We start from the raw sequence: 26,587 nt of genomic DNA, 5'->3' as shown, positions 1-26,587 counted from the left end.
CCTACAGCCAGCTCTTGACGGTTTCGATCAGCCGGGCCGGCTCGGGGCCGACGGGCGTGACGTTGAGCATGGTGACGCCCGCCTCCCGGAAGGCCTCGACGCGCTCGCGCACGTACCCCGCGGGCCCGCACAGGGTCATGAGTTCGCAGAACTCGTCGGGGACGGCGGCCGCGGCGTCGCGCACGCGCCCGGACAGGTACAGCTCCTGGATCCTGCGGGCCTGCTCGCCGTAGCCGTAGGCGACGGCGAGGTCGTTGTAGAAGTTCTTCCCCGGAGCGCCCATCCCGCCGACGTACAGGGCGATCTGCGGGCGGGCCAGGTCCCGCGCGGCGGCGGCGTCCTCGCCGATGGCCAGCAGGCCGCCCGCGACGGTCTGGAGCGGGCCCAGCTCCGGCGCCCGCTTCGCGGCGCCCTCGGCCAGGGCGCTCCCCCACACCGCGGAGGCCTTCTCGGGGAGGAAGAGGGTGGGCAGCCAGCCGTCGGCGATCTCGGCGGTCAGCGCGACGTTGGCGGGACCGAGGGAGGCGATGTAGACCGGGATCCGGTCGCGGACCGGCTTGGTGAGCATCTTCAGCGGTTTGCCGTGCCGGCCGCCCTTGTCCGCCGGCAGCGGCATGTCGGTGATGCCGTGGTGGTCGATGGTCTCGCGGCGCCAGATCCGCCGGCACAGCCCGACGGTCTCGCGGGTCCGGCCGAGCGGCTTGTCGTACGGCTTCCCGTGCCAGCCCTCGACGACCTGCGGGCCGGAGGCACCGAGGCCGAGCAGGGCCCGGCCGCCCGAGATCGCGTCCAGTCCGGCGGCGGTCTGGGCGATGAGGGCGGGGGTGCGGGAGTAGACGTTGAGGATGGCCGAGCCGATCTTCATCCGCTCGGTCCTGGCCGCCAGGTAACCCATGATCGTCGGGGAGTCGAAGCCCCAGGCCTCGGCCACCCACACGGCGTCGAGCCCGGCCGCCTCCAGGGCGGCGGCCCCGTCGGCGGCCGCGCGCGGGTCGCCCGCGTAGTCGAGCATCATGGACAGTTCCATCAGGCGTCCCCGCCCTTCGCGGTCAGGCCCGGCACGTCCCAGTCGGCGGCCACGGAGGCGGTGTCGGCGCCCGGCAGCGCGGGGCCGCCGGTGAGGGCGGCCGGGGTCGCGGAGAAGCGGGGCGCGGGGGCGGGCTGGGTGATCCCGCCGAAGTCGGTGAAGGTGGAGCGGGCGGCGAGGTGCGGGTGGTGCGGGGCCTCGCGCAGGGACAGGACGGGCGCCACGCAGGCGTCGGTGCCTTCGAAGACCTCCGTCCATTCGGCGCGGGTACGGGACTTGAAGCGGGCGGCGACGCTCTCGCGCAGTTCTCCCCAGCGGGCCAGGTCCTTGCGGGCGGGGGCCTGCTCCCCGATGCCCAGCAGGTCCACGAAGGTGTCGTAGAACTGCTGCTCCAGCGCGCCGACCGCCATGTAGAGGCCGTCGGAGGTCTCGTAGGTGCCGTAGAACGGGCAGCCGCCGTCGAGGAGGTTGGCCCCGCGCCGGTCCTGCCAGCCGCCGGCCGCGACCATGCCGTGGATCATCGCGGTGAGGTGGGCGGTGCCGTCGACGATCGCGGCGTCGACGACCTGGCCGCGGCCGCCGGGGGTACGGGCGTGGTGGAGCGCCGCGAGGACCCCGATGACGAGGTACAGGGAGCCGCCCGCGTAGTCGCCGACCAGATTGGCCGGAACGGCCGGGGGTCCGTCGGGGGCGCCGATCATGCCGAGGGCACCGGTGACGGCGATGTACGCGATGTCGTGCCCGGCGGTGTGGGCGAGCGGGCCCTCCTGGCCCCACCCGGTCATCCGGCCGTACACCAGCCGCGGGTTGCGGGCGTGGCAGTCGGCCGGGCCGACGCCGAGCCGCTCGGCGACGCCGGGCCGGAACCCCTCGATCAGTACGTCGGCCCGCTCGACCAGGTCCAGCACCAGGTCCGGGCCCCCGGCGGACTTGAGGTCGACCAGCACGGAGCGCTTGTTCCGGTTGGTGACGTCGTGGGCGGGGTCGATGGCGAGGCCGCCGCCGCCCGGCCGGTCCACGCGCACCACGTCCGCGCCGAGGTCGGCCAGGAGCATGGCGGCGAACGGGCCCGGGCCGATGCCCGCCAGCTCGACCACGCGTACTCCGGCGAGCGGGCCGGAGCCCGCCCGCGGGCCGTTCCCTGTCACTGCCATCGAGCCCCCAGCGCCCCTGGTGCGAGTGTGTGACACAACCGATGTAACACCAGTGATGCTAGGAACGCGTTCCATTCAGCACAAGAGCAAGCGCTTAGCCGATTGGCGGGATCGGTCCGCCCCTCCCGCTTACCGCCGGTCACACCCGCTCGTACGGACAGCCGGTCCCCACGCTAACCTCAGCCACCCACACCAGCCGGGAGGAGCGGTTCATGAACGCGCAGGTCCACCAGGAAGGTCCGCAACGGGCCCACGACATCGTCCTCTTCGGCGCCACCGGTTTCGTGGGGACGCTCACCGCCGAGTACCTCGCCGAGCACGCCCCCGCCGGACTGCGCTGGGCGCTGGCCGGCCGCGACCTCGGCAAGCTGGAGCGGCTGCGGGACCGCCTGGCCGCCCGCCACCCGCACTGCGCCGCCCTGCCGCTGCTGCGGGCCGACGCCGGGGACGCCGGCGCCGTGCGCGAACTGGCCGCCGCCACCAGGGTGCTGGCCACCACCGTCGGCCCGTACGTCTGGTACGGGGCGGAGCTGGTCGCCGCCTGCGCCGAGGAGGGCACCGACTACCTGGACCTCACCGGGGAGCCGGAGTTCGTCGACCGCATGTACGTCGCGCACGACGCGCGCGCCCGTGAGACGGGGGCCCGGCTGGTGCACGCCTGCGGGTTCGACTCGGTACCGGCCGACCTCGGGGCGTACTTCACCGTGCACCGGCTGCCCGAGGGGGTCCCGCTGCGGATCGACGGCTTCGTCCGCTCCAACGCGCTCTTCTCCGGCGGCACGCTCGCCTCCGCCCTCACCGCCCTCGGCCGGGGCCCGCAGACCCTGGCCGCCGCGCACGCCCGGCGGCTGCACGAGCCCCGGATCGCGGGCCGGCGCGTACGGGGACCCGTGGGCCCGCCGCGCTTCAGCCGCGAGACCGGAACCTGGGCGCTGCCGCTGCCCACCCTGGACCCGGCGGTCGTGGCCCGGTCGGCGGCCGCACTGGAGCGCTACGGACCGGACTTCCGCTACCGGCACTACGCCTCGGTGCGCCGGCTCCCGGTCGCCCTCGGCGGGACCGCCGCGATGGGTGCGACGCTGGCCCTGGCACAGGTCCCGGCAGCCCGGCGGTGGCTGATGTCCCGCTGGGAGCCGGGCAGCGGCCCCGGCGCCGAACGCCGCGCGCGCAGCTGGTTCACGCTCCGCTTCGTCGGCGAGGGCGGCGGCCGGCGGGTGTTCACCGAGGTGTCGGGCGGCGACCCCGGCTACGGGGAGACGGCGAAGATGCTGGCGGAGTCCGCGCTGTGCCTGGCCCTGGACGCCCTGCCGGAGCGCGCCGGGCAGCTCACCACCGCGGTGGCCATGGGCGACGCCCTGCTGGACCGGCTCCGCAAGGCCGGCCTGCGCTTCCGGGTGGCCGACGCGCGCTGATCCGGGCCGCCCGCGCCCGCGCCGGCCGGTCAGGAGGCCTCGCGCAGGGCCCGTCGGCACAGGGAGTCGGCGTGACGGGTGGTCTCCGGGATCCGGAAGCGGGGGCTCAGGGCGAGGGCGTGGGCGCAGGCGCCGTCCAGCGAGACGCGGTGGCCCACCGACACGTACACCGGCTTGATCCCGTCCTGGGTGCGCAGGGCCCGCCCGACGACTGCTCCGTCGGACGCCAGCAGGGGGGAGGAGTCGCCGCGCCGGGCGCCCGGTTCCTCGTAGGTGAAGGTGAACGGGTTCTTCGCGACGCCGATGCTGGGCAGGCCGGTGACCACCCCGAGGTGGCAGGCGAGGCCGAAGCGGCGGGGGTGGGCGAGGCCGTAGCCGTCGCAGACGACGAGGTCCGGGACGACGGTGAGGGCGTCGAGGGCGGCCAGTACGGTCGGCAGCTCACGGAAGGCCAGCAGCCCGGGCACGTAGGGGAAGCTGACGCGTCCGACGGCGGTCGACTCCGCGGCCACCTCCAGGGTGGCCGCGTCGAGCACGACGGCCGCGGCGGCGACCAGGTCGCGCTCGTCGTCGTAGGCCACGTCCACTCCGGCGATCAGGCCGCGCCCCGGGGGCGGTCCGGGGGCGTCCAGCACCACCCCGGCCCGCAGTTCGTCCTGTATCGCGCGGGCCTCGGCTTCGTCGGCGGGGGTCTTCACTGTCGTCATGAGGTGCGAGGGTAGCCTGACGATCATGTTCGTCATGGAGCTCACCTACACCGCGCCCGTCGAAGCCGTCGATGCCGAGCTGGAGGCCCACATCGCCTGGCTCGACGGCCATTACGCCTCCGGGCTCTTCCTCGCCTCGGGCCGCAAGGTGCCCCGCGAGGGCGGGATCATCCTGGCCGCCGGCGTCTCCCGCGCCGAGATCGAGGAGATCGCGGCCCAGGACCCCTTCGCGGTGGCGGGCGTCTGCGCCTACCGCATCACCGAGTTCATCGCCACGAAGACCTCCCCGGCCCTCGCCGCGGCCCGCGAGACCCTTCCGGCTTGACCCTTCCGGTGCACCCCCTCCGGTGTACCCCCTCCGACCCGGCCCCCCTGGAAACAGCCGTGCAGGTCCGTCCCGCCGCCCTGGACGACGTACCCGAGCTGATCCGGCTGCGCGCCGTCGCCCTGGACTCGCTCGGCACCGGTCCCGGCCCCGCCGACGCCCCCTGGCGGGTGGCCGCCGACGGGCGGTTCCGGGTCCACCTCGTCCAACTGCATGCGAGCGCCGACGGCGAGCCCGTCTGCCGGGCCGCCGGGTTCACCGCGGCCCGCTACCCGGGGATGGACCTGGTCATCGGCCCGGACGCCTGAGCGGCTCCAGCCGGGCCACCCGGCCCCGCTCCCCCGCCGCCCAGCAGCCGCCGTCGGGCGCGCAGTCGACGGTGTCGAAGGAGCCCGCGTCCAGGCTCCGCCAGGTGCGGCCCGCGTCGGTGGTGACGTCCGTGCCGGTCGGGCCGACCGCCAGGGCCGTGGCGCGCCCGTACGGGAGCCAGGCCGCGCCCGAGCGGTAGGCCGGCGGCGGGGTGGCCGCCTGGCTCCACTCCCGGCCGGAGTCGGCGGAGCGGGCCGCGGCCCGGGGCGAGGGCCGGCCGGCGCGGTAGTCGCCGCCGACCGCGAGGCCCGTCGTACGGTCGCGGAAGGCCAGGGCGAAGGCCCCGCGGGCCGGATCCCCGGCCGGGAGGGTGGCGTCGGCGGCCCGCCAGGTCAGCCCCCGGTCGGCGGAGTGCAGTACCCGGGCCACCGGGCCGCCGCCGGTGGCCAGCCAGACGTCGCGGGGCCCGGAGCCCACCAGGCACTGGCCGCTCGCGGCGAAACCGGCCTCCCCGGGCAGCGCGGCGGGCATCCCGGTGTCCGGCAGCACCCGCCAGGCGCGGCCGCCGTCGTCGGTGGCCAGGATGCGGAACTTGCCGTCCACCGGGTCGCTCACGGCCAGCCCGTGGCGGGAGTCGAGGAAGGTGAGGCAGTCGTAGAAGGCGCGCGGGTCGGGGTTGCGGAAGGCCTCGGTCCAGGTGGCGCCGCCGTCCTCGGTGCGCAGGATCCGCGAGGCCTCTCCCTCGCCGATCGACAGGGCCACCGCCCGGCGGGCGTCGAACGCCTCGATGTCGCGCAGCTCCAGCCCCTCGGCGGCCGCGCCGGGCGGCGAGACGTCCTGCCAGGTGCGCCCGCCGTCGCCGGTGCGCAGCACGGTGCCCCCGGACCCGGCCACCCAGGCGGCGTCGTGGCCGACGGCCGCGAGGCCCCGGAACCGGGAGTCCTTGCCCGTCGCCTTGAGCGCCCAGCCGGCGCCCCGTAAGCCCGTGTCGGCGGTGGTGTCCGCCCCGCCGCCGGCGTCCGCCCGCGCGGGCGCGGCCACCAGCCCCACCAGCAGGGCCGCCGCGCAGGTACCCACTCCCAGAAGTCTCATGGCGCCGGAAGCTAACGCAGCCCCCGTTCGCCGTCCAGGGTGCCTCTCCCGGAGGGCCCGTTGCGCCGGTGGGGTGAGCGGTAACCGGACGAATTGGAATCACTCCGGGTCCCGGGCAACCGCGCACCGCCCCCGCTCCCCCATCCCTCCCTTCCTCTCTCTGTGTGATCACACGGCCTGGATCAAGCCAATCGGTGACACAGCTCACGTCATCCGCCGTGCACGGATTTGCCGATTCCGGCGTCTATCCGGTTGCCGGGTCCCACCCCACGGCCCGGCAGCAGATCCGCCGCAAGGGAGTGAGCCTTGATCACTGTCATCGAGCAGGCCGTGCAGGCCCGACTGGTCGCCACCGCGCCGAAGGTCGAGACCGTGCCCGTCACCCTCTGCTACGACCGCGCGGATCCCTTCGCCGTCCGCATGTCCTTCCCCGCCCTGGCCACGCTGGAGGGCGTCGAGGTCTCCTGGACCTTCGCGCGCGAGCTGCTCCACTCCGGGCTGCGGCACCCGGCCGGGTGCGGGGACGTGCGCGTGCGCCCGTACGACGGGGACCGGACCACGGTCGAGTTCCACGCACCGGAGGGCGTCGCGATCGTGCTGATGGTGACGGCCGAGCTCCAGCGGTTCCTGGAACGGGCGGCCACCATCGTGCCGCCAGGACGGGAACACGTGTACCTCGACATGGACCACAGCCTGGACGAGCTGATGCGCGGCTCCCTCTGACGCCCGACCCTCGCTGACGCCCGACCCTCGCTGATGCCCGACTCCCGCTGACGCCCGACTCCCGCTGATCCGGACGGTCCGCGTGGCCGGTCCCGGTGGAGCACGCCGCTCGTGCGCTCCACCGGGACCGGCCACAATTCGTTTGCGGACGCCGGCCGCCCCCGCGTAGCTTCGTGAACGCCCCATTGCCGCCGAAACGGAGCAGGACATTGCTCGTCTGAGGTCCGAGACACCGACCGCGACCACATCTTCGTGACCCGTCGGCTGTCTCCCCGCGTTGCACGCACCATCCACGCAACCTGGAGGCCTCCATGAGTCATCCCACTGCTTTCATCACCTGCTCCGCCCTGTCCTTCGACTGGCCCGACGGAACCCCCCTCTTCGAGGATTTCCAGCTGGCCGTCGGCCCCGGCCGCACGGGTCTGATCGGGCTCAACGGCTCGGGAAAATCAACCCTGTTGAAACTCGCGGCGGGCGAGCTGACCCCGTCCGCGGGCCAGATCTCCGTCGCCGGGACCGTCGGCTACCTGCCGCAGAACGCCACCCTGGACACCGCCCTGCGCGTGGACGAGGCGCTCGGCATCCACGCCACCCGCGCGGCCCTGCACGCCATCGAGGCCGGCGAGGCCACTGAGGCCAACTTCGCCGCCGTGGGCGACGACTGGGACGTGGAAGAACGGGCCCTGGCCACCCTCGACCAGCTGGGACTCGCCCGCATCGGGCTCGACCGCACCGTCGGCGAGCTGTCGGGCGGCGAATGCGTCCTGCTGCGGCTGGCGGCGCTGCTGCTGGCCCGCCCGGACGTACTGCTGCTCGACGAACCCACCAACAACCTCGACCTGTCGGCCCGTCGGCGCCTGTACGCGGCCGTGAACGCCTGGTCCGGAGTGCTGCTGCTGGTCAGCCACGACCGGGAACTGCTGGACCGGGTCGACCAGATCGCCGACCTGCGGGACGGCGAAGTCCGCTGGTACGGCGGGAACTTCACCGACTACGAGCGGATGCTCGCCGCCGAGCAGGAGTCGGCCGAGCGGATGGTCCGGGTCGCCGAGGCCGACGTACACCGCCAGAAGCGCGAACTGGCGGATGCACAGGTCAAGTTGGCCCGCCGCAAGCGGTACGGCCAGAAGATGAACGACAACAAGCGCGAGCCGAAGATCGTCATGGGCAACCGCAAGCGCGCCGCCCAGGAATCGGCGGGCAAACACCGGACCCTGCACACCGAGAGGCTGGCGGACGCCCGCGAGCGGCTGGACCAGGCGGCGGAGGCGGTCCGTGACGACGCCGAGATCCGGATCGAGCTGCCCGCGACCCAGGTGCCACCGGGCCGGCGCGTCCTGACCCTGCGGGACCTGCGCCTGGCCCACGGGGCGTCGGTGCCGGGCGAGTGGGAGGTCCGCGGTCCGGAGCGGATCGCCCTGGTCGGCGGCAACGGCTCGGGCAAGACCACCCTGCTGCGGACCGTGGCCGGGCTGGTGCCGCCCGCGTCCGGGGAGGCGGTGGCGCACGTGCCGGCCCGCTTCCTGCCGCAGCGGCTCGACGTGCTGGACGACGAGCGCTCGGTCGTGGAGAACGTGGCGCGGTTCGCCCCGCACGCCACGAACAACCTGATCCGGGCGCGGCTCGCGCACTTCCTGTTCCGGGGCGCCCGGGCGGACCGGGCGGCCGGCACCCTCTCCGGCGGCGAACGCTTCCGGGCCGCGCTGGCGGCTCTGCTGCTGGCCGAGCCGGCCCCGCAGCTGCTGATGCTGGACGAACCGACGAACAACCTGGACCTGGCGAGCGCACGCCAGCTCTCCGGCGCCCTGGAGGCATACGAGGGGGCGCTGGTGGTGGCGAGCCACGACGTGCCGTTCCTGGAGTCGATCGGCATCACCCGGTGGCTGCTCCTCGACGGAACGCTGCGGCCGTCCTCGGCCGAGGAGGTCCGGGAGGCGCTCTGGCACGACTGACCGGCACGACTCACCGGACGGCCGCGCGGTACCTCCGCGCGGCCGTCCCCGCGATCTCGCGGCCGTCAAGGCGAGAAACCGGGGACCACCTTCTGGCGTGATTCTGACCTTTCTGAAGCCGCCTGAGGGGGGCTTCATATGCACAGATAACCGGTGGTAACCGGACACAACGACCCCTGGGGCTTGGCTGGCCTTGATGCCGCGCTTAACCTACGAGTCCGTAGGCTACGGAACCGTAGGTAATTCGCTTTGTCCCCAGGAGCACCCGTGACGATCACCTCTCCCCACCTCGGCAGCTCGGAGGCGTGGACCGACGCCAAGCTGCTGTACGCGCTGGAAGAGGTGGTGGAGAAGGAACTCAACCGCCATCTGCAGGTCACCAAGGACTGGATGCCCCACGAGTACGTCCCGTGGAGCGACGGCCGGAACTTCCCCGGCTTCTTCGAGGACGGCGAGGCCTGGGACCCGCAGCAGTCCAAGGTCACCGACATCGGCAAGATCGCGCTGGTCGTGAACCTGCTGACCGAGGACAACCTCCCCAGCTACCACCACGAGATCGCGACCCTCTTCGGCCGCAACGGCGCCTGGGGTACCTGGGTGCACCGCTGGACCGCGGAGGAGGGCCGGCACGGCATCGTGATGCGCGACTACCTGCTGGCCTCGCGCGCCGTGGACCCGGACAAGCTCGAGGCGTTCCGGATGCAGCACATGTCGGAGGGCTTCGAGTCCGACAACAGCCACTCGATGCTGCACTCGGTGGCGTACGTCGCCTTCCAGGAGCTGGCCACCCGCATCTCGCACCGCAACACCGGCCACCAGTCCGGTGACCCGGTCTGCGACCGGATGCTGGCCCGCATCGCGCAGGACGAGAACCTGCACATGATCTTCTACCGCAACCTGCTGGGCGCGGCCTTCGAGATCGCCCCGGACCTGACGATGCAGGCCGTGCGGGACGTGGTCGTCAACTTCCGGATGCCCGGCCACGGCATGCCCGGCTTCGAGCGGATGGCCGCGCAGATGGCGATCGGCGGGGTCTACAACCTGCGGATCCACCACGACGACGTGCTGAGCCCCGTGATCCGCTTCCTCAAGATCATGGACATCGACGGGCTCGGTCCGGAAGGCCAGAAGGCCCAGGAGGAGCTCGGGCTCTTCATGAACGGCCTGGACTCCGAGGCCAGCAAGTTCGACGAGCGCCTCGCGGCGCGCGCCGCGCGCGTGGCCGCCCGCAAGGGCTGACCGGCCGGCTGAAGCAGTGGAGCCCCGGCGGGCAGGTCCCGCCGGGGCTCCACGGCGTCCCGGCGGCGTCCCGGCCCGGGTCAGCCGCGCGGGCGCAGGGCCTGGCGCTCCGTTTCGGAGAGGCCGCCCCACACCCCGAAGCGCTCGTCGTTGGCCAGGGCGTACTCCAGGCAGGCCCGCCGCCCCTCGCACGCCCCGCACAGCCGCTTCGCGTCGCGGAGCGAGGAACCCGGCTCCGGGAAGAAGAACGACGGGCCCGTCTGGGCGCACAGCGCGAGGTCGTACCAGGCGGGAGCGGAAGTGGCAGTGGTGTTCATCGACATGCCGCCGATCCTGCTGCGGCCCGATGGACGTCCGATCAACAGGTCATCAACACCTGCCCCGGACCACCCCGGCCAGCCAGCGCGCGAGGACCTCGAAGTCGGCGGCCGTCAGCCCGGTACGGGGATCGACGCGGTGCAGCAGGACGGGGGCCGTGTGGCGGGCGGCCGCCCAGGCCCGGTCGGCGGCGGTGATCTCGTCGTCGACCCAGGCGAAGGGGCGTCCGGCCGCCCGGGCGAGCAGCGGCCGGGTCTTCCAGTGCAGGCCGGCCCACCCCTCCTGCGCCTCCCGCGCCGAGGGCTCGGGCCAGTCGGCCACCTCCAGCGCGGGCAGCCCGATCCTCGGCGCGATGACCTCGTTGGCCTCGTCGCCCCAGGTCGTGGCCCACACCAGCTCGCAGGGCAGCGCGAGCAGCCGGCGCCCGTGCTCCGGGTCGAGCCTGGCCAGCAGGGGATGGCCGGTGGCGTCCCCGGCGGGGTAGCCCGTACCCCCGAAAGGAATGAGCGGGCCGTCCACATCGAGGAAGAGCAGGGGCCACGGCCCGGACGAGGTCATGCCCCGAGCCTAGGGCGGCCCCCGACGCGCGCGGTCAGTCCTCGTGCTTCGCGCGGCTCGGCTGGACGCGCTTGGGCTCGCCCGGCATCTTCGGGTAGTCCGGCGGATAGGGCATGTCGCCCAGACCGTGGTCCTGCTCGTCCCGCGCCGCGAGTTCCAGCACCGCGTCCAGGGCGAAGGCGTGCTCGTCCATCTCGGCGTGCAGGTCGCCCAGCTCGGCGAAGCGCGCCGGCATGGTCACGATGTCGAAGTCGCGCGGCTCCGCGTCGTCGACCTCGTCCCAGCGCAGCGGCGCCGAGACCGGGGCGTGCGGGCGCGGGCGGACGGAGTAGGCCGAGGCGATGGTCCGGTCGCGGGCGGTCTGGTTGTAATCGACGAAGATGCGCTCGCCGCGCTCCTCCTTCCACCAGGCGGTGGTGACCTTGCCGGGCATCCGCCGCTCCAGCTCCCGCCCCAGGGCGATCGCGCACCGGCGGACCTCGGTGAAGGTCCAGCGCGGGGCGATCGGCACGAACACGTGCAGCCCGCGGCCGCCCGAGGTCTTGGGCCAGCCGCGCAGACCCAGCTCCTCCAGCAGGGCCCGCAGTTCGTGGGCGGCGGCCACCGCGTGGTGGTAGTCGGTGCCCGGCTGCGGGTCCAGGTCGATGCGCAGCTCGTCCGGCCGGTCGGTGTCCCCGCGTCGCACCGGCCAGGGGTGGAAGGTGAGACAGCCCAGGTTGGCGGCCCACAGGACGGCGGCGGGCTCGGTCGGGCAGATCTCGTCCGCGCTGCGGCCGCTGGGGAAGGCGATGTGGGCGGTCGGAATCCAGTCGGGGAGGTTCTTCGGGGCGCGCTTCTGGAAGAAGGACTCGCCCTCCACCCCATCGGGGAACCGCTCCAGGGTCGTGGGGCGGTCGCGCAGTGCCCGGGTGATCCCGTCCGCGACGGCCAGGTAGTACTCGGCGACGTCCCTCTTGGTGAGGCCGCGCTCCGGGAAGTAGACCTTGTCCGGGCTGGACAGCCGTACCTTGCGCCCGCCGGCTTCGAGCTCGATCGCACCACCCGCAGCACCCATGTGCGCCACGGTAGGCGCGCCCGGCCGGGCGCGCACACCGGGCGGGTCCGGACGTACCACCGCAGAATCGATGACATGGATCTGCCGGTGATGCCCCCCGTGAAGCCGATGCTCGCCAAGTCCGTGGCGAAGATCCCGCCCGGCATGCAGTACGAGGCGAAGTGGGACGGCTTCCGCGCGATCGTCCACCGCGACGGCGACGAGATCGAGATCGGCAGCCGCACCGGCAAGACGCTGACCCGGTACTTCCCCGAGCTGGTGGCGGCCCTGAAGGAGAACCTGCCGCCCCGCTGCGTGGTGGACGGGGAGATCGTGATCGTGCAGGGCGGGCGGCTCGACTTCGACCGGCTGACCGAGCGGATCCATCCCGCCGCGTCCCGCGTGAAGCTGCTCGCCGGGACCACCCCGGCCAGCTTCGTCGCCTTCGACCTGCTCGCCCTCGGCGACGAGTCCCTGCTGGACACCCCGCTGAGCGAGCGCCGCAGCGCCCTCGTCAACGCCCTTTCCACCGCTCTGCCCCCCGTGCACGTCGCGCCCGCCACCACCGACCCCGCGCTCGCGCGGCAGTGGTTCGAGCAGTTCGAAGGCGCCGGTCTGGACGGGGTCGTCGCGAAACCCCTCGACCTCCCCTACCGGCCCGACGCCCGCCTGATGTTCAAGATCAAGCACGAGCGTACGGCCGACGTCGTCCTCGCCGGCCTGCGTTTCCACAAGAGCGGTCCGATTGTCGGATCGCTGCTCCTGGGCCTGTACGACGACCACGGCGCGCTCCAGCACGTCGGGGTCTGCGCCGCCTTCCCGATGAAGCGCCGCGCCGAGCTGGTCGAGGAGCTGGAGCCGCTGCGCATGCCCGACCCCTCGGGCCACCCCTGGGCGTCCTGGGCCGAGGAGTCCGCGCACGAGAGCGCCCGGCTGCCGGGGGCGCAGAGCCGCTGGACGGGGAAGAAGGACCTGTCCTGGGTGCCGCTGCGCCCGGAGCGGGTCCTGGAGGTGAAGTACGACCACATGGAGGGCGACCGCTTCCGGCACACCGCCCAGTTCGGCCGCTGGCGCCCGGACCGCACGCCGGAGGGCTGTACGTACGCCCAGCTGGAGGAGGTCGTCGGCTACGACCTCGCCGAAGTCCTCGGCGCCCCCGTCTGACACCCGCACCGGCCGCACCGGCCGAACACCGGCGGACCGGGCCCCGGGCCGCCCGCACCGGCCGGCCCCGTCCGGCCCCCAGCTCACCCCGCCGTCAGCTTCTCCCACTCCGCACGGTCCGGGCCCACCGCGTTCGGGGCGTACTCCGGGCGGGCCGCGAGCCAGCGCGCCACGCGGGCCCGGATCAGCGGGTGCGCGTAGGCCCGCCCGGGCGTCTCCACGAGGTGCCGGACGCGTGCCCGGGCCCGCATCACCTCCGGGTCCTCCAACGCGCATTCGAACAGCGCGGCGGCCTCGCGGGCCGTCCCCGTCCGCCCGGCCCGGGTGGCGAAGCGCGCCCCGATCGCCGCGTCGGCGACGACCTGGAAGTCGAACCAGGGCTTGACGGTGCGCACCGCCCACGCGTGGTAGTCGGCGGCGAAGCCGGCCGATCCGGGGTCCTGGTGTGCGGTCCGGGCCACCCGGTGGGCGGCCCACAGGGCGAGCGAGGTCCCCTGCCCCAGGGTCGGATTGGTGTGCGTGAGGGCGTCCCCGACGGGCACCAGTCCGCTGACCACCGGGCCCCGCTCGTCCGCGAGGGCGCTCCACCGGTTGTCCAGGCTCGCCGTCGCCAGGACCCCGGACAGCGGCGCGGCTCCCAGTTCCAGCCAGGCCGCGCCGGGCGGGAAGGCGCGTGCGGCGGCCTCGAAGACGGCCGGCTCGCGCAGCGCCGCACGGGTGGGGTCCTCGGTGTGCACGAACAGGGTGACGGCGAAGACCCCGTTGTCGGCGGGGAAGACCGCGCACCCGGCGAAGCCGCCGCCGGTCACCGCCCACGGCCGGCGCGGCCCCTCCCGCACCCCGGGAGGCAGCCGGTACCAGCGGCAGAAGTACGCGAGGCCGGTCCGGTGCCGTTCGACGGTGCCCGGCCGGCAGCCGGCGGCGGCCAGCCAGCGTTCGGCGCCGCCGCGCCGCCCGCCCGCGTCCACGACGAGGTCCCCCGCGTACGCGCCGTCGCGCGTGTTCACCCCGGTGACGCGGATCCCCGGATCGGAACCGGCCGTCGGACAGACCGCCGGTCCGGCGCCGGCCCCGGCCCCGGCTGCGGCCCCGGCCCCGGCCGCCCCCGAGACGGCCGTCACCCCGCAGACCGGCTCCCCGTAGTGCACCACCGCGCCCGGCTCGGCGCGCAGCGCGGTGGCCAGGGCGCTCTCCAGCACGATGCGGCGGGCCTGGAGCATGACCAGGTCCTCGTCTCCGGGCCGCGCGGGCGGCCGTACGTCGAACCAGTCCAGCTCGTGCCACTCCCGGGCCCCGAGCCGGAGCATCTCGGCGTGGACGTCGGGCAGTTCGCTGACCAGCACCTTGCGGGCGGCGCCGAGCAGCGCGTGCGGCTGGGCCGCCTGGGGCACGGAGGGGCGGCGCCAGCCGAAGAAGTCCCGGTCCAGGGCGGTGCCGGGGGCGCGGGTGTCCCGTTCGAACAGCTCGACGGTGTGCCCCCGCCGCGCGGCGAGCAGCGCGGCCGCGAGGCCCGCGACCCCTCCGCCGATGACCAGCACGTGTGCCATGCGCATCCCCCCGAGCCGGCGAACCGTACGACGATCGGACCGCCCAGAGCCTGCGCGAACGGGCCCTGACCGAAACCCGCACAACTGTCTGATTATCCGCCTCTCGCCCCGATCGCCCCTCACACCTGCGGGGTTTGACAAACCGTCGCACCGGCCCGGCAAATGGAGTTATGGCTACCGAACACCAGAACCGGGCCGACCGCACCGACCAGCCGGAACGGCCCGACCAGCCGGAAGCGGCCGTACGAGCCGTCCCGCGGCCCAACGCCGTCGTCGGCGTCGGGCTGATCGTGCTCGGCGACGACGGCCGTGTCCTGCTCGGCCAGGCCCACGACGGCCGGTGGGAACTGCCCGGCGGCAAGGTGGATCCCGGGGAGGGCTTCGAGCAGGCCGCCGCGCGCGAGCTCGCCGAGGAAACGGCTCTGCGGGCCGCTCCCGAGGGCATCGAGGTGCTCGCGGTCCAGATCGATGCGACATCCGGCCTGACCCGGCTGACCGCGGCCGCCCTCACCCGGACCGCCGAGGGCGCCCCCACCGTCACCGAGCCGCACAAGATCGCCCGCTGGCAGTGGTTCTCCCCGGCCGAGGTGCCCTCCGCCCTCTACCCGCCCACGGCCGCCGTGCTCCGCATCTGGCGCCCGGACCTTTCGATGCTGCCGCACGTGCCCTCGTACGACTATCCGACGGGCCCGGCGGCCGCCGCCGCCCCGCCGCACACCCGGTAGGGCGCACCGCGCCCGCCGGACTCCGCCTCAGAGCGCCGCCCTCGGACCGCCTCAGACCGCCGCCCTCAGACCGCCGCCGCGGCCGTGAACACCGTGACGGCGGCCACCGCGGCCCGCATGTCCCGGACGGCCGCGCGGACCCTCTCCCCCGCCCACTGACCGGCGGCTATCTCCCCCATCCGCGGGGCCACCTCCCGGGCCGGCCGGTCCGGGAAGGCGGGCCCGTGCAGCCCGGCCGCGTGCAGCAGGGCGATGAGTCCGGCCGTGCGCGCGTCGGGCTCCGCACCCCCCAGGACGGCGGCCCCGAGCCGCTCCCGCAGCTCCCGCTCCACCGTCGCGTCGGACCCGGGGTGGCGGCGCTGCGGGAACACGCCCGCCACCTTGGGCACCTCCGACCCGACGACGCCCCGCTCGCCGAGGCCGTCCAGCGCCGCGCCCACCGCCATGGCGTGGTCCTTCGTCAGCCAGTCCGTCACCCGCCGCTTGCTGCGGCCCCTCAGCCACGATCCGATGAGCTGGATGCGGCTGTCGAGCAGCCGCTCCCCGGTCGGCGCCGGGTCCCGCAGTTCCAGGTACGTGCCGGTCACCGCCACCCGCTCCGCCATGACCAGTTCGAGGAGTATGCCGCCCGCGACGGCCCAGCCCACCGCCTGCCGGCGCGCCGCCGCCCCGGACCGCGCGTCCAGGGACAGCAATACGACTTCCTCCGCCAATGTCATCGCCATGAGCGGTACCCCCCACCTCGCCCGCACGCCCGCACGCCTCGCACGCGGATCCGTACGCGCAGGGAAGGACGACCGGGCCGCGCCCTGGGTTCCCCGCGCTACCCCCGCCTCACCAGCCGTGGCGCGAAATTGCCGTCGCCGAGGTCCTCGGCCAGCAGCCGCTTCGCGATCGCGTCCGCCGCCACCCTCAGCTCGGCGCTGCGCGGCCGCCCCCGGTCCTTCTCCAGCTGGTCGCCGAGCCAGGCCGCCCACGCCCCCGAGATCACGCCCGCCTCCCGCTCCCCCGCCGGGGTGAGCGCGAAGAAACCGTTCTGCCGGGTCAGGAAGCCCTCCTCCGACATCCGGTCGAAGACCGGCAGGAGCACCTCGGGCGGCAGCGAACGCCGCGCCCCGATCAGGCCGAGACTGGCGTGGCCGACCGTCCGCGTGAGCAGGTCCACCTGCATGACGGCCCAGGCGCCCGCGATGTCCAGCCGCGTGTCGGAGGCGTCGACGATCCCGCGCGCCGTGTCCGGGCCCATGCCGCGTACGAGCTTGGCGACCGCCAGCTCCAGCAATTTGGCCGAATCCCCCGAGGCCGTGGCGGGCGAGCCGAAGCCGTCGCCCATGTCCGTGGACCCCGCGCGGGCGCTGTCGCGCAGCGGGACCTGCTTGAGGAAGAGCGCGACGACGAAGCCCACCGCGGCCACCGGCACCGTCCACAGGAACACCGTCTGCAGGGCCTCGGTGTACGCGGCGATGACGGGCCCGGCGGCCGCCGGATCGAGCCCGTGCACCCCCTGGGGGCTCTGCGCGGCCGCGGCCAGCTCCGCCGGATCGGCCCCGGTGGCGCGGGCGGCCTGCGCCACGGCCGCCCTCAGCTCGGGCTCCAGGGTGTTGGCGTAGATCGTCCCGAACACCGCGGTCCCGAACGCGCTGCCGAGCGTACGGAAGAAGGTGACGCCGGAGGTGGCCGTGCCGAGGTCGGCGTAGTCGACGGTGTTCTGCACGGCGATGGTGAGCACCTGCATGCACAGGCCGATTCCGGCGCCCAGCACGAACATGTACAGCGATTCCAGCCAGGCACCGGTCTGCGGCCCCATCCGCGACAGCAGGTACAGGCCCACGCCCATGACCGCGCTGCCCACGATCGGGAAGATCCGGTAGTGCCCGGTCTTGCTGGTGACGTTGCCGCTGAAGACGGACGCGATGAGCAGGCCGATGACCAGGGGCAGGGTGCGCACGCCGGAGACGGTCGCCGAATCCCCGTCCACGTACTGCAGGTAGGTCGGCAGGAAGGTCATCGCGCCGAGCATGGCGAAGCCGACGACGAAGCTCAGCACCGAGCACACCGAGAAGACCGGGTTGTGGAACAGCCGCATCGGCAGCATCGGTTCGGCGGCCCGCGTCTCCACCAGGCAGAACAGCCCCAGGGCCAGCACGCCGGCCGCGAACAGCCCGATGATGGCGGGCGAGCTCCACGCGTACTCGTTCCCGCCCCAGCTCGTGGCCAGGATCAGCGCGCTGGCGCCGGCCGCGACGAGCGCGATGCCCAGGTAGTCGATGACCGGCCGGCCGGCGACCCGTACCGAGGGGATGGTGCGGGCGGCCGCGATGACGACCAGGATCGCGATCGGGACGTTGACGTAGAAGGCCCAGCGCCAGCTCAGATGGTCGGTGAAGAGGCCGCCGAGCAGCGGGCCGATCACCGTCGCGACGCCGAAGACCGCCCCGATCGCGCCCTGGTACTTGCCGCGTTCGCGCAGCGGCACCACGTCGGCGATCAGCGCCATCGAGGTGACCATCAGACCGCCGGCGCCGATGCCCTGCACACCCCGCCACAGGATGAGCAGGGTCATGTTGCCGGCGAGGCCGCAGAGGAAGGAGCCGGTGATGAAGACGACGGCGGAGATCTGGAAGATGAGCTTGCGGCCGAAGAGGTCGCCGAACTTGCCCACCAGCACCGTCGCGACGGTCTCCGCGAGGAGGTACGCGGTCACCACCCACGACATGTGGGCCGCCCCGCCCAGGTCGGCGACGATCGTGGGCAGGGCCGTGCCCACGATCGTCTGGTCGAGTGCGGCCAGCAGCACGCCCAGCATGATCGTGCCGAAGATGACGTTGCGCCGCCGCCGGTCCAGCACGGGGGGCGCGGCGGCTGTGGCGGGGGCAGTGGTCACTCTCGCACTGTCACAGCGCGCCCCCGCCCCCGCATGCCGCAAGCCGCCGTACGGGTGAACCGGACGCGAGGGCCGGCTTCGGCCACGCCCCGCACGCCGCGCCCCGCCCCGCCGCGCCCCGCCGCGGTCAACGCAGGTACGCGAGACCCGGGTGCTCCGCCGCATAGCCGTCCAGCAGCCTGCGTGCCACCGTCACCGAGTCCACCAGCGGGTGCAGCGCGAAGGCCTTCACCGCGTCGGCCCGCGCCCCGCTCGCGGAGGCGGCGAGGACCGCCCGCTCGGCCGCCTTGACGGAGGTCACCAGCCCCACCGCGTGCAGCGGCAGCGGGTCGACGGCCACCGGGTGGGCCCCGTTGGCGTCGACCAGGCAGGGCACCTCGATCACGGCCGCGGCGTCGAGCACCGACAGGGTGCCGCCGTTGCGGACGTTGAGGATGAGGGTGGCGCGCTCGTCCCGCGCGATGGCCCGCATCAGGGCGAGGGCGACCTTCTCGTACCCGCCCGACTCCAGGTCGCTGTCCTCGCGCGCCCCGACGCCCGCCACCTCCCGGTTCTCGGACATGTACGTGGCCTCGCGCTCGGCCCGGGTCCGGTCCCAGGCGGCCAGCGCCCGCCCGGCGTGGCCGTCCGCCGCCCGTCCGGCCTCGGCGTAGAAGGAGCGCTGCTGGTCGCGCAGGAAGGCGCCGCGCGTCTGCTCGGCCTCCTGGTACGCCCGGACGGTGTCCCGGTTGAAGTAGTAGTAGTGCAGGTACTCGTTGGGGATCGCGCCGAGCGAGCGCAGCCAGTCCGCGCCGAAGAGGCGGCCCTCCTCGAAGGACTCCAGCGCCCGCTCGTCGGCCAGCAGCCGGGGCAGCTCGTCCCGGCCTCCGACGCGCAGGCCGCGCACCCAGCCGAGGTGGTTGAGGCCGACGTAGTCGATCCAGGCGTCCTGGGGGCGGGCGCCGAGCAGCCGGGCGATCCGGCGGCCGAGTCCGACCGGCGAGTCGCAGATGCCGATGACCCGGTCGCCGAGCACCTCGGCCATCGCCTCGGTCACCACCCCGGCCGGGTTGGTGAAGTTGATGACCCAGGCGTCCGGGGCGTGGCGGGCGATCCGGCGGGCGATCTCGCGCACCACGGGAACGGTCCGCAGGCCGTAGGCGATCCCGCCCGCGCCGACCGTCTCCTGGCCCAGGACCCCCTCGGCCAGGGCGATCCGCTCGTCGGCGGCGCGTCCCTCCAGTCCGCCGACGCGGATGGCGGAGAAGACGAAGTCGGCTCCGCGCAGGGCCTCGTCGAGGTCCCGGGTGGCCGTGACGGCCGGGGCGCCGGGCACCTCGCAGGCCGCGGCCTGGTCGGCGAGGACGCGGGCCATGGCGGTGAGCCGGCCGGGGTCCTCGTCGTAGAGCGTCACGTGCGACACCCGGCCCTCGCCGCGGTCCGCGAGGAGGGCTCCGTAGACGAGCGGGACGCGGAATCCGCCCCCGCCGAGGATGGTCAACCGCACGCCCCTACCGCCTTTCGCCGTCACGACCGCTGCCGTGGATCACCGGTCCAGGGAACCACGGACGGCGCCGGGAGCGCCCGGACCGACCCGGATGCCACGATCGGTGACATCCGCGCGATGGCGCGGATCGTGGCACGCACCCGTCGGAGGCATCCGCGGCGCACGCCACGGGGCCGGCCCGCGGCACGCACCGCGGCCCGGCCCCGCGGCCCGGCCCTGGGAAACCCGCTCCCCGGTCAGTCCACCGGCGACGGCACGGCCCTCAGCCGCGCGCCCTGCTGCTGCGGGAACCCGGTCCCACCGCGCACGGGACCTGACGGCAGGCCCTGCGGGGCGGACAGCACCAGGGTGACCCGGGTCAGTCCCATGCCCTCCAGCATTCGGCTGGATTCCGCCACCATCCGGCACCGCACGACGCCGTATCCGGGGTCGGGGTGACGGACCGTCCGCACCGCGCCGTCCTGCTCGGCGGCCAGCTCCCCGTGGGTGCTGAGCCAGTGCGGGACCCCGTACCGGTAGGCCGCCTCCATGAACGGGTCGCGGGCCACCTCCTGACGGATGCTCCGCAGTCCCTCGTCGTCCGGGGCCGCGCCGAGCGCGGTCGCGAACTGGGCCAGCAGCGGTACGCACCAGGCCGGTTCGTGGTCCTCCAGCACGGCCGCGGCGTCCGGGTGGAACAGCACGAAGCGCAGGAAGTTGTCGTCCGGCAGGGCCGTCGGATGCGGGCGCACCGACTGGAAGAGCCGGTCGAAGGCCGAATTGGTCAGGGCGACGTCCCAGCGGTGGTCCACCAGGAAGCTCGGGTAGGGGACGGCCTCCATGAGGGCCGCGTAGTCACACAGGTAGTCGCGCTGGGCCGGGTCCTGGGGCAGTCGGTTGTCCTCGGCCGCGCGCCAGGTGGGCGGCGGATCCCGGTCGACCATGACCCTGAACAGCCAGAAGCACTGCCGCTCGCTCATCTCCAAGGCCTCGGCCAGGGCGAGGAGTTTGCGGTCCGTCCACTCCTTGACGAGCCCGCGCTCCCAGTTTCCGTACGCACGTACGCTGATGCGCAGGCGGGACGCGAGGTCCTCCTGGCTCAGGCCCAGCTCCTCGCGGCGCTGGCGCAAAATCTCCTTGCGTCGCTCCGACCGCACTGCGCCACGGACGGACTCCTCGCCCGCCAGGCGTTCCTCACCGGCTCGGACGAGGCCATCAGACGGGCCCACCGCTGCGAGATGTGGCACCGAGAGCTCCCCCTCCTCACGGTCTGGATCTTCATTTCCGTGTGGCGATCCTGCTACCGACTTCATTCGAGTGTCAACTATTGTGGCAATTCCAGCCTCGCGACAGCTCATTCCCGCCACAGCTGTGGCAAGTTCTAGCTCTCCCGGGGTAGACCGGATAGATTCCCTGAGGCCGACCACGTGCCCACTGACCTCGCGCGATCTAGGAGAACCACTGGTGACAGACGGCTTCCCGGCTCCCGTCGCGGTGGCCAACGCGCCCCTGGCAGCGACCGTCACGCGGGTCGCCGAACTCGCGAACAAATTGGGCCGATCCAGAAACCAGGTCTTCGACCTGCGACGGCTCTCCGAAGCCTCCGGGGTCCCCACGGACGTGATCAAGACCCTGCTCGACGGCCGCCCCGCCGGCGAACCCGATCTCCAGGCGCGCTTCCTCCAGCGTCTCGACCTGCTGCGGCGCACCCGGGTGAAGCCCAACGGCCGCCGCTACACCCAGCAGGAGATCGCGGACGGCGCCGGCATGTCGCGGCAGCAGGCGGGCGCCCTGATCAACGGCGACCGCCGCCCCACCATGGAGCACTGTGACGCCATCCAGCGCTTCTTCGGCGTGCACGCGGGCTTCCTCACCGCCCACGACGCCGACGCCCTCACCGATGCCCTCCAGCGGACCGAGCAGCAGCTGCTCCAGGACTTCGCGGGGCGCGAGCGGCAAACCGTACCGGCCGAGGCCGCTTCGGCCGGCGATCCGCTGGCAAGACTCCTGCAGAACCACGGTGTACGGGGCATCGCCTGGCGGGCCGCCCAACTCCCCAGCGACAAGCACCGGGACAAGGTGACCGAATGGCTGGACATGCTTCTGGAAAGCGTCAAACCGAACGAATCATGACCCAGTCGAAAGTCTGGATCTGATCCTTGAGTCCTGATCCGGATCCGCGCCGACGGGGAGAACGGTGAGCATAGGCAGAGCGCAGCGGCGACTGTGCGGGGAGCTGGTGGGCGGCATCAAGCTCCCCGCCCCCGTGGAGCCCCTGGACCTCTACGCCGCCCTCTGCGAGGGCATGAGCCGGCACCGCGGGCGCCCGGTGGAGTTCCGGATGGCCGCCTTTCCGCAGGGGACGGCCAGCGGGCTCTGGCTCGACATGGCGGACCGCGACCTGGTGGTCATCGAGGAGCGCACCGCACCCGACCACCAGCTGGTGATCCTGGGCCACGAACTGTGGCACATGAAGGCGGGCCACTGCAGTCACCACGTCGACGGCGCCGCCGTCGCCGCGCGGCTGCTCGCCGACGGCGCCGACCTCGGCGAGACGGTGCGCAGCGTCGCGGCGCGCACGCGTGCGGACGTACAGGAGGAGACGGAGGCCGAGACCTTCGGGCTCCTGCTGGGCAGCCGGTGCCGCACCTGGCTGGCCGGTTCCGCCGGAGTGCGGGCGCCGGCCCAGCGCGACGAGCTGGCCGGCCGCATCGAGACCTCCCTCGGCTACCGGGGGCACAGGAACGACCGTTGAACGGACAGGACTACTACATCCCGGCAGTGGCGATGGCGGTCTCCCTCGTCTTCAAGCTGCCGGCGCTGCGCACCCACTGGCGCGATCCGCTCCTGCGGTCGGTCTGTGTCCTGCTGGTCCTGGCCACCTTGGTGTTCACCTTCGCCGCCCCGCCCACCATCGAGGCCGTCAACCGCTGGACCGGGATCCCCAACGTCTCGGCCCCGCTGGTCTACTGCCTGATGACGGCCTTCAGCGCCTCGTGCCTGATCCTGATGTTCAACTGGCGCGGCGGCCCTGCGCGGGAGATCCGGCGCACCACCCAGCGCTGGATCGCGGGCTACTCCGTCGTGATCGTGGCGATCGTGGTGTTCGCCGCCCTGGGGGACATGCCCGTCGAGCGGCTGCGCGACTTCGACACCTTCTACGCGAACACCCCGTACGTCCGTCTGATGATCATGTCCTATCTGCTGGCGCACAGCGTGGCCGCCGTGACCATGGTCGCGATGTGCTGGCACTGGTCGGTGCAGGTGCGCGGCTGGCTGCGGGCCGGACTGGTGATCATCGTGTCGGGGTACTCGATCAGCCTCACCTACGACGCCACGAAGCTGTCCGCGGTCGCCGCGCGCTGGCTCGGCCACGACCTCGACTTCCTGAGCACCTACGTCGCCCCGCCCCTGGCCTCGGCCGCCGCGCTGGTCAGCGCGGTCGGCTTCGTCCTGCCGCTGGTGTGCCAGCGGGTGTCGGACAGCTGGCACACCTGGACGACGTACCGGCGGCTCGGCGCGCTGTGGCACGAGGTGCGCAGCACCGCCCCCGGCACCCCCTGCGTGCGGATGTCCTGGTGGTCCCCGGCCGAGATCCGGGTGATCCAGCGGGAGTCCGACATCCACGACGGCTTCCTGCGCCTCGGCCCCTGCTTCGACCGCCGCCACCGCGACTCCGCCTACGAGCGGGCCCGCGCGGCCGGGGCGGACGAGGAGACGGCCCGCGCCGTCGCGGACGCCGCGATGGTCGCGGCCGCCGTGCGCACGAGCGCCGCCGCCCCCGAGGGGGCGGCGGAGGCGGACGGCGACGGGGACGGGGAGCAGGTGCTGGTGGCGGCCGACGGCCCGCGCGACCTCGTCCGGATCTCCGACGCCCTGCGGCACTCCCCGGTGGTGGCGGCGGCCCGGCGGCAGGCGGCCCTGACGGCGAGCTGACCGGCTCAGCGCGAGGCCGTCACCGTCACCGCCGGGAACAGGTCCTGGAAGGGCCCGGCGGAATCGGTGCCGTCCCGCCCGTACGGCGCGTCGAAGCTCCACACCATGAACAGCAGGAACACGATCAGCGCGCTGAACAGGCCCGCCAGCAGCAGTTCGCGGCCCGAGCGCCGGATCTGCAGGGTGAAGATCAGCCCGATGGTGACGAGCCCGCCGACCACCAGCCCGAACCAGATCACGCTCGGCAGGGTGGACTCGTCGCTCTGGGTGCGGGAGTGGCGGGCGTCGTCGGCGGCCGCGATGTGGTCCAGCAACGGCTGGTAGGCCTGCGCCTGGAGTTCATTGGCGGGGCTCTGGTGGGTGACGTCCGTGCGCAGCTTGCCGAGCAGCTGCGCGCCCTCGTCGGAGGCGCCCTGCCCGGAGACCAGCCGCGGCCAGTCCACGCTGACGGTGTGGGAGACGTACGCGTCCACCTCGCCGCGGATCCGGTCCCGGACGGGCGCCGGGTAGACGTCGGCGCGCTGGGTGACCTCGTACAGGGACTGCGCCTCGCGGCGCACGCTGTCCTCGGCCGAGCCGCGCGCCTCCCAGACCCCGGCGATGGCCAGGCCCAGGACGATCGCGTAGACCACCCCGACCATCATCGTCATGTACTCGATGACGTCAGGGGTTTCGCTGGTGTCCTCGTCGGCCGCGACCCGGCGGTGCCGGATCGTGGTGATGGCGAGGACGACGGCGCAGACGAGCGCCATGGCGATGGCCAGGACCAGCCATTCGGACACGAGAAATCTCCCGTTCGTGGGTGCGTGGGTTCATCGGCTGCGTCAGCCGCGGCTCTTGGAGCGGGGGCGCAGCGCGGCGGCGGCGAGCACGGCCGGGGTGGTGACGACCACCAAGAGCATCATGGTCGTCATGCCTTTCGGGCCGCGCCGCTCCGAGGCCGCGGAACGGTACGAGGGCACGTGGAAGGCGCTCACCCGGGTGAGGGCGGCCCCGACCGCGGGCGGGGCGGGAGCGGCGGGCGGGACCGGCTCGGGTCCGGGCCCGGCGGCCGGCGCGGGCGGGGCCGGCTGCGCCGGCGCCCCCGGCACCGGGGCGGCGGGCCCGGGCGCCTGCGCGAGACCGGGCGCGTCGCCCGGGTGGCGCACCGTGGGCCGGTCCGCTCCGGGCGGGGTGACCCGCACGGAGGGCACGGCCACGGGCGGCGCCGGCACCCCGGGCGGGGGAGAGGCGGGCGGCCGCACGGCGGGCGGGTGCGCGGGCCCGCCCGGCACGCAGACGTCGACCCGCGCCCCGTGGCCGTGACCGTCGCTCGCGACCGCCACGTGGCCGTGCAGCGGGCATAGCGCCGCCACCAGACCCGCCCCGGCGAAGTACTGCCAAGCCGTCACCGCACGCCTCCCGATTCGGCAGCCGATGTGAGGGTTACGGCTGAAGAAACGATCAAGGGGCCGGTTCGACACGCGGCATACAGGTCAAGATCCTTGTGCGAGTGCCGATTTCGGGCGGCCGGACGGGCACGGTGTCCGCCCGCTCCCGGTCAGCGCCCGCGAACGGCCTGCGCCACGGTCAGCGCCACGGCCTGCGCCACGGTCAGCGGCCCCGCCGCACCGGGCCCCGGCCGCCCGGTCGCCCGGGGGCCGGTTCGCGCTCCGGACGGCGCGCGCCCGCGCCGTCGGCGGGGCCGTCGCCGCCGGCCGCGTACGCGGCGCCGCCGGCGCCGGCGCCGACGCCGCCCGCGCCGTCGCTCCGGCCGTCGGTCGTCGCCGCCGCGAGGATCCGTAGCGCCGCCTCGGAGGGCGAGCCGGCCTCCACCGTGTAGGCGATCAGGAACTGGTCGGGATCGTCGGGCAGCCGCAGGCACTCGTAGGCGACGGTGAACTCGCCGGCCAGGGGGTGGCGCAGGTGGTAGCCGCCGTGCGTCTTCTCCGCCACCTCCTGCTCCTGCCACAGCTCCACGAACTCCGGGCTGTGTGCGGACAGTTCCTCGATCAGCGCGGCGAACCGGGCATCGTGCGGATGCCGTGCGAGGTCGAAGCGGAGGTAGGCGACCAGGTCCCGCGCCTTGGCCCGCCAGCCGGCGTAGCGGCCGCGTACCTCCGGGTCCAGGAACACCAGCCGGGCCTTGTTGCGGCGCTCGGGCGGGAGGGCGCCGAAGTCCGTGAGCAGGGCGGCGCCCAGCGGGTTCCAGGCGAGTATGTCGGTGCGCCGGCCCACCACGAAGGCGGGGGTCCCGGGCATCGAGTCCAGGAGCCGGCGCAGCCCCGGCCGGACCCGCTGGGCCTCCTCGGTGTCGCGGGCCTCGCCCTGCGCCGCCGTACGGGACCCCGCGCGCCCGGCGTTGCGTACGAGCCGGGTCAGGTGCGCGGTCTCGGCGGCGTCCAGCCGCAGGGCTACCGCCACGGCGCCGAGGACGGCTTCCGAGACGTTCTCGGCGCGGCCCTGTTCGAAGCGGGTGTAGTAGTCCACGCTGACCCCGGCCAGCTGGGCGAGCTCCTCGCGGCGCAGCCCCGGTACCCGGCGGCGTCCGCCGAAGGCGGTCAGGCCCGCCTCCTCGGGGCGGATCCGGGCACGGCGGGACCGCAGGAAGTCGCCGAGCTCGGTCTTGGTGCTGGTCCGCGTCATGCTCTGATCCTAAAACGGGGTACGCGCCCCGGACCACGCCGCGAAACGGCCGCCACGCGCCGCTGACCGGCCCGGGGCGCACCTCCGGTCCCGAGGCGCCCCCGGAGCGCCCGTTCACCCGTACGGGCCCGCCGCCACGGCGCGCACCGCTCCCCCGGCCGATGATCGGAACACGCGGGACGGCGGACGGTGAACGGCGGATGGCCGGCCGCGCGTCCCGGGTCACGAACCCCGGATCCGGTCGCAGGTCGCGGGTCGCGGGTCGCAGGTCGCACCAGAGGGACGGTGGCGCGTGGCAGCAGACGATCAGGCCGCTCCGGCGGAGACGGGCCACCGGCCCGACGGGGCCGGCCCCGGGGGTCCTCCCCCGCCGCCCCCGCCCGCCGCCGGGA

At 74.0% G+C, this 26,587-nt stretch carries 26 protein-coding genes; 11 read left to right on the top strand and 15 right to left on the bottom strand.

Going from position 1 to position 26,587, the window contains the following annotated elements:
• Position 1 precedes the first annotated feature (1 nt).
• Both ACFYYT_RS29015 and ACFYYT_RS29010 read right to left on the bottom strand, forming a co-directional pair.
• Entirely contained in the window at positions 2–1,027 is a 1,026-nt protein-coding gene (locus tag ACFYYT_RS29015) for an LLM class F420-dependent oxidoreductase (protein WP_351828213.1), read from the bottom strand.
• Entirely contained in the window at positions 1,027–2,181 is a 1,155-nt protein-coding gene (locus ACFYYT_RS29010) for a CaiB/BaiF CoA-transferase family protein (RefSeq protein ID WP_351828211.1), read from the bottom strand. Before ACFYYT_RS29010 ends, ACFYYT_RS29015 begins: the two co-directional genes overlap by 1 nt.
• Before the next feature lie 212 nt (positions 2,182–2,393).
• Between ACFYYT_RS29010 and ACFYYT_RS29005 the strand changes: the two genes are divergently transcribed.
• Positions 2,394–3,593 (top strand): saccharopine dehydrogenase NADP-binding domain-containing protein, encoded by a 1,200-nt coding sequence (locus ACFYYT_RS29005; protein WP_351828209.1) that lies wholly within the window; start codon positions 2,394–2,396, stop codon positions 3,591–3,593.
• Between the two features lie 29 nt (positions 3,594–3,622).
• On the opposite strand, the gene ACFYYT_RS29000 is transcribed toward ACFYYT_RS29005, so the two are convergent.
• On the bottom strand, positions 3,623–4,300 hold the full coding sequence (locus tag ACFYYT_RS29000; RefSeq protein WP_351828206.1) for an endonuclease V: 678 nt from the start codon (positions 4,298–4,300) through the stop codon (positions 3,623–3,625).
• Between the two features lie 25 nt (positions 4,301–4,325).
• Here ACFYYT_RS29000 and ACFYYT_RS28995 point away from each other — a divergent pair, with 25 nt between their 5' ends.
• Both ACFYYT_RS28995 and ACFYYT_RS28990 read left to right on the top strand, forming a co-directional pair.
• Positions 4,326–4,625 carry a YciI family protein gene (locus tag ACFYYT_RS28995; protein WP_351828224.1) on the top strand — a complete coding sequence of 100 codons (300 nt, stop codon included), beginning with the start codon at positions 4,326–4,328 and terminating at the stop codon, positions 4,623–4,625.
• 59 nt (positions 4,626–4,684) lie between these two features.
• Positions 4,685–4,933, top strand: a complete 249-nt coding sequence (locus ACFYYT_RS28990; RefSeq protein ID WP_351828203.1) for a hypothetical protein — start codon at positions 4,685–4,687, stop codon at positions 4,931–4,933.
• On the opposite strand, the gene ACFYYT_RS28985 is transcribed toward ACFYYT_RS28990, so the two are convergent.
• Entirely contained in the window at positions 4,914–6,026 is a 1,113-nt protein-coding gene (locus tag ACFYYT_RS28985) for an oxidoreductase (protein ID WP_351828200.1), read from the bottom strand. The genes ACFYYT_RS28990 and ACFYYT_RS28985 overlap by 20 nt on opposite strands.
• A gap of 306 nt (positions 6,027–6,332) precedes the next feature.
• Here ACFYYT_RS28985 and ACFYYT_RS28980 point away from each other — a divergent pair, with 306 nt between their 5' ends.
• From ACFYYT_RS28980 to ACFYYT_RS28970, 3 genes are all read left to right on the top strand, one after another.
• Entirely contained in the window at positions 6,333–6,749 is a 417-nt protein-coding gene (locus ACFYYT_RS28980; RefSeq protein ID WP_351828198.1) for an SsgA family sporulation/cell division regulator, read from the top strand.
• Positions 6,750–7,060: 311 nt separating this feature from the next.
• On the top strand, positions 7,061–8,701 hold the full coding sequence (locus ACFYYT_RS28975) for an ABC-F family ATP-binding cassette domain-containing protein (RefSeq protein ID WP_351828196.1): 1,641 nt from the start codon (positions 7,061–7,063) through the stop codon (positions 8,699–8,701).
• Positions 8,702–8,968: 267 nt separating this feature from the next.
• Complete coding sequence (locus ACFYYT_RS28970) at positions 8,969–9,940, top strand: acyl-ACP desaturase (protein ID WP_351828193.1); 972 nt, start codon at positions 8,969–8,971, stop codon at positions 9,938–9,940.
• Positions 9,941–10,020: 80 nt separating this feature from the next.
• Here ACFYYT_RS28970 and ACFYYT_RS28965 read toward each other — a convergent pair whose 3' ends face one another.
• The 3 genes from ACFYYT_RS28965 to ligD are packed head-to-tail and all read right to left on the bottom strand — an operon-like array spanning position 10,021 to position 11,870.
• Entirely contained in the window at positions 10,021–10,263 is a 243-nt protein-coding gene (locus ACFYYT_RS28965; protein ID WP_351828190.1) for a WhiB family transcriptional regulator, read from the bottom strand.
• A gap of 46 nt (positions 10,264–10,309) precedes the next feature.
• Positions 10,310–10,816 carry an HAD domain-containing protein gene (locus ACFYYT_RS28960; RefSeq protein ID WP_351828187.1) on the bottom strand — a complete coding sequence of 169 codons (507 nt, stop codon included), beginning with the start codon at positions 10,814–10,816 and terminating at the stop codon, positions 10,310–10,312.
• A gap of 34 nt (positions 10,817–10,850) precedes the next feature.
• Positions 10,851–11,870: a non-homologous end-joining DNA ligase gene (gene ligD / locus ACFYYT_RS28955; protein ID WP_351828185.1), complete on the bottom strand. Its 1,020-nt coding sequence runs from the start codon at positions 11,868–11,870 to the stop codon at positions 10,851–10,853.
• A gap of 75 nt (positions 11,871–11,945) precedes the next feature.
• Here ligD and ACFYYT_RS28950 point away from each other — a divergent pair, with 75 nt between their 5' ends.
• Positions 11,946–13,013 (top strand): ATP-dependent DNA ligase, encoded by a 1,068-nt coding sequence (locus ACFYYT_RS28950; RefSeq protein WP_351828182.1) that lies wholly within the window; start codon positions 11,946–11,948, stop codon positions 13,011–13,013.
• 83 nt (positions 13,014–13,096) lie between these two features.
• Here ACFYYT_RS28950 and ACFYYT_RS28945 read toward each other — a convergent pair whose 3' ends face one another.
• Entirely contained in the window at positions 13,097–14,560 is a 1,464-nt protein-coding gene (locus ACFYYT_RS28945) for an NAD(P)-binding protein (protein ID WP_351828180.1), read from the bottom strand.
• Between the two features lie 170 nt (positions 14,561–14,730).
• Here ACFYYT_RS28945 and ACFYYT_RS28940 point away from each other — a divergent pair, with 170 nt between their 5' ends.
• Positions 14,731–15,285, top strand: a complete 555-nt coding sequence (locus tag ACFYYT_RS28940) for an NUDIX domain-containing protein (protein WP_351828177.1) — start codon at positions 14,731–14,733, stop codon at positions 15,283–15,285.
• A gap of 65 nt (positions 15,286–15,350) precedes the next feature.
• On the opposite strand, the gene ACFYYT_RS28935 is transcribed toward ACFYYT_RS28940, so the two are convergent.
• The 4 genes from ACFYYT_RS28935 to ACFYYT_RS28920 form a co-directional block, all read right to left on the bottom strand.
• Positions 15,351–16,010 carry a GPP34 family phosphoprotein gene (locus ACFYYT_RS28935; RefSeq protein ID WP_351828175.1) on the bottom strand — a complete coding sequence of 220 codons (660 nt, stop codon included), beginning with the start codon at positions 16,008–16,010 and terminating at the stop codon, positions 15,351–15,353.
• 98 nt (positions 16,011–16,108) lie between these two features.
• On the bottom strand, positions 16,109–18,091 hold the full coding sequence (locus tag ACFYYT_RS28930) for an MDR family MFS transporter (RefSeq protein ID WP_351828222.1): 1,983 nt from the start codon (positions 18,089–18,091) through the stop codon (positions 16,109–16,111).
• Between the two features lie 205 nt (positions 18,092–18,296).
• Positions 18,297–19,655: a 6-phospho-beta-glucosidase gene (locus tag ACFYYT_RS28925; protein WP_351828172.1), complete on the bottom strand. Its 1,359-nt coding sequence runs from the start codon at positions 19,653–19,655 to the stop codon at positions 18,297–18,299.
• Between the two features lie 236 nt (positions 19,656–19,891).
• On the bottom strand, positions 19,892–20,764 hold the full coding sequence (locus ACFYYT_RS28920) for a helix-turn-helix domain-containing protein (protein WP_351828169.1): 873 nt from the start codon (positions 20,762–20,764) through the stop codon (positions 19,892–19,894).
• Positions 20,765–21,098: 334 nt separating this feature from the next.
• Here ACFYYT_RS28920 and ACFYYT_RS28915 point away from each other — a divergent pair, with 334 nt between their 5' ends.
• The 3 genes from ACFYYT_RS28915 to ACFYYT_RS28905 all read left to right on the top strand — a co-directional run bounded on the left by ACFYYT_RS28915 (position 21,099) and on the right by ACFYYT_RS28905 (position 23,570).
• Positions 21,099–21,767 carry a helix-turn-helix transcriptional regulator gene (locus ACFYYT_RS28915; RefSeq protein ID WP_351828167.1) on the top strand — a complete coding sequence of 223 codons (669 nt, stop codon included), beginning with the start codon at positions 21,099–21,101 and terminating at the stop codon, positions 21,765–21,767.
• Between the two features lie 64 nt (positions 21,768–21,831).
• The gene (locus tag ACFYYT_RS28910) at positions 21,832–22,389 is read left to right on the top strand and encodes a toxin-antitoxin system, toxin component (protein WP_351828165.1); all 558 of its coding nucleotides are present in this window, start codon (positions 21,832–21,834) and stop codon (positions 22,387–22,389) included.
• Positions 22,386–23,570 carry an MAB_1171c family putative transporter gene (locus ACFYYT_RS28905; protein ID WP_351828162.1) on the top strand — a complete coding sequence of 395 codons (1,185 nt, stop codon included), beginning with the start codon at positions 22,386–22,388 and terminating at the stop codon, positions 23,568–23,570. The genes ACFYYT_RS28910 and ACFYYT_RS28905 overlap by 4 nt, the downstream gene beginning before the upstream one ends.
• 5 nt (positions 23,571–23,575) lie before the next feature.
• Here the strand turns inward: ACFYYT_RS28905 and ACFYYT_RS28900 are convergent, their stop codons facing one another.
• The 3 genes from ACFYYT_RS28900 to ACFYYT_RS28890 all read right to left on the bottom strand — a co-directional run bounded on the left by ACFYYT_RS28900 (position 23,576) and on the right by ACFYYT_RS28890 (position 26,195).
• A complete protein-coding gene (locus ACFYYT_RS28900) occupies positions 23,576–24,352 on the bottom strand; it encodes a hypothetical protein (protein WP_351828160.1) in 777 nt (258 codons plus the stop codon).
• A gap of 42 nt (positions 24,353–24,394) precedes the next feature.
• Positions 24,395–24,961, bottom strand: a complete 567-nt coding sequence (locus ACFYYT_RS28895) for a hypothetical protein (RefSeq protein WP_388609765.1) — start codon at positions 24,959–24,961, stop codon at positions 24,395–24,397.
• Between the two features lie 202 nt (positions 24,962–25,163).
• Complete coding sequence (locus ACFYYT_RS28890) at positions 25,164–26,195, bottom strand: helix-turn-helix transcriptional regulator (RefSeq protein ID WP_388609762.1); 1,032 nt, start codon at positions 26,193–26,195, stop codon at positions 25,164–25,166.
• Between the last annotated feature and the right edge of the window lie 392 nt (positions 26,196–26,587).

It is taken from the genome of Streptomyces sp. NPDC002032, assembly GCF_042890765.1.
In the GTDB taxonomy this organism is placed as follows: Bacteria; Actinomycetota; Actinomycetes; order Streptomycetales; family Streptomycetaceae; genus Streptomyces.
This window is presented reverse-complemented; position numbering and strand designations above follow the sequence as displayed.

Excerpts from the sequence above, each read along its gene's own strand:
- ACFYYT_RS29015 (WP_351828213.1), bottom strand. The coding sequence starts at position 1,027 with ATGGAACTGTCCATGATGCTCGACTACGCGGGCGACCCGCGCGCGGCC.
- ACFYYT_RS29010 (WP_351828211.1), bottom strand. The coding sequence starts at position 2,181 with ATGGCAGTGACAGGGAACGGCCCGCGGGCGGGCTCCGGCCCGCTCGCC.
- ACFYYT_RS29005 (WP_351828209.1), top strand. The coding sequence starts at position 2,394 with ATGAACGCGCAGGTCCACCAGGAAGGTCCGCAACGGGCCCACGACATC.
- ACFYYT_RS29000 (WP_351828206.1), bottom strand. The coding sequence starts at position 4,300 with ATGACGACAGTGAAGACCCCCGCCGACGAAGCCGAGGCCCGCGCGATA.
- ACFYYT_RS28995 (WP_351828224.1), top strand. The coding sequence starts at position 4,326 with ATGTTCGTCATGGAGCTCACCTACACCGCGCCCGTCGAAGCCGTCGAT.
- ACFYYT_RS28985 (WP_351828200.1), bottom strand. The coding sequence starts at position 6,026 with ATGAGACTTCTGGGAGTGGGTACCTGCGCGGCGGCCCTGCTGGTGGGG.
- ACFYYT_RS28975 (WP_351828196.1), top strand. The coding sequence starts at position 7,061 with ATGAGTCATCCCACTGCTTTCATCACCTGCTCCGCCCTGTCCTTCGAC.
- ACFYYT_RS28965 (WP_351828190.1), bottom strand. The coding sequence starts at position 10,263 with ATGTCGATGAACACCACTGCCACTTCCGCTCCCGCCTGGTACGACCTC.
- ACFYYT_RS28960 (WP_351828187.1), bottom strand. The coding sequence starts at position 10,816 with ATGACCTCGTCCGGGCCGTGGCCCCTGCTCTTCCTCGATGTGGACGGC.
- ligD (WP_351828185.1), bottom strand. The coding sequence starts at position 11,870 with ATGGGTGCTGCGGGTGGTGCGATCGAGCTCGAAGCCGGCGGGCGCAAG.
- ACFYYT_RS28950 (WP_351828182.1), top strand. The coding sequence starts at position 11,946 with ATGGATCTGCCGGTGATGCCCCCCGTGAAGCCGATGCTCGCCAAGTCC.
- ACFYYT_RS28945 (WP_351828180.1), bottom strand. The coding sequence starts at position 14,560 with ATGGCACACGTGCTGGTCATCGGCGGAGGGGTCGCGGGCCTCGCGGCC.
- ACFYYT_RS28940 (WP_351828177.1), top strand. The coding sequence starts at position 14,731 with ATGGCTACCGAACACCAGAACCGGGCCGACCGCACCGACCAGCCGGAA.
- ACFYYT_RS28935 (WP_351828175.1), bottom strand. The coding sequence starts at position 16,010 with ATGGCGATGACATTGGCGGAGGAAGTCGTATTGCTGTCCCTGGACGCG.
- ACFYYT_RS28930 (WP_351828222.1), bottom strand. The coding sequence starts at position 18,091 with ATGCTGGGCGTGCTGCTGGCCGCACTCGACCAGACGATCGTGGGCACG.
- ACFYYT_RS28890 (WP_388609762.1), bottom strand. The coding sequence starts at position 26,195 with ATGACGCGGACCAGCACCAAGACCGAGCTCGGCGACTTCCTGCGGTCC.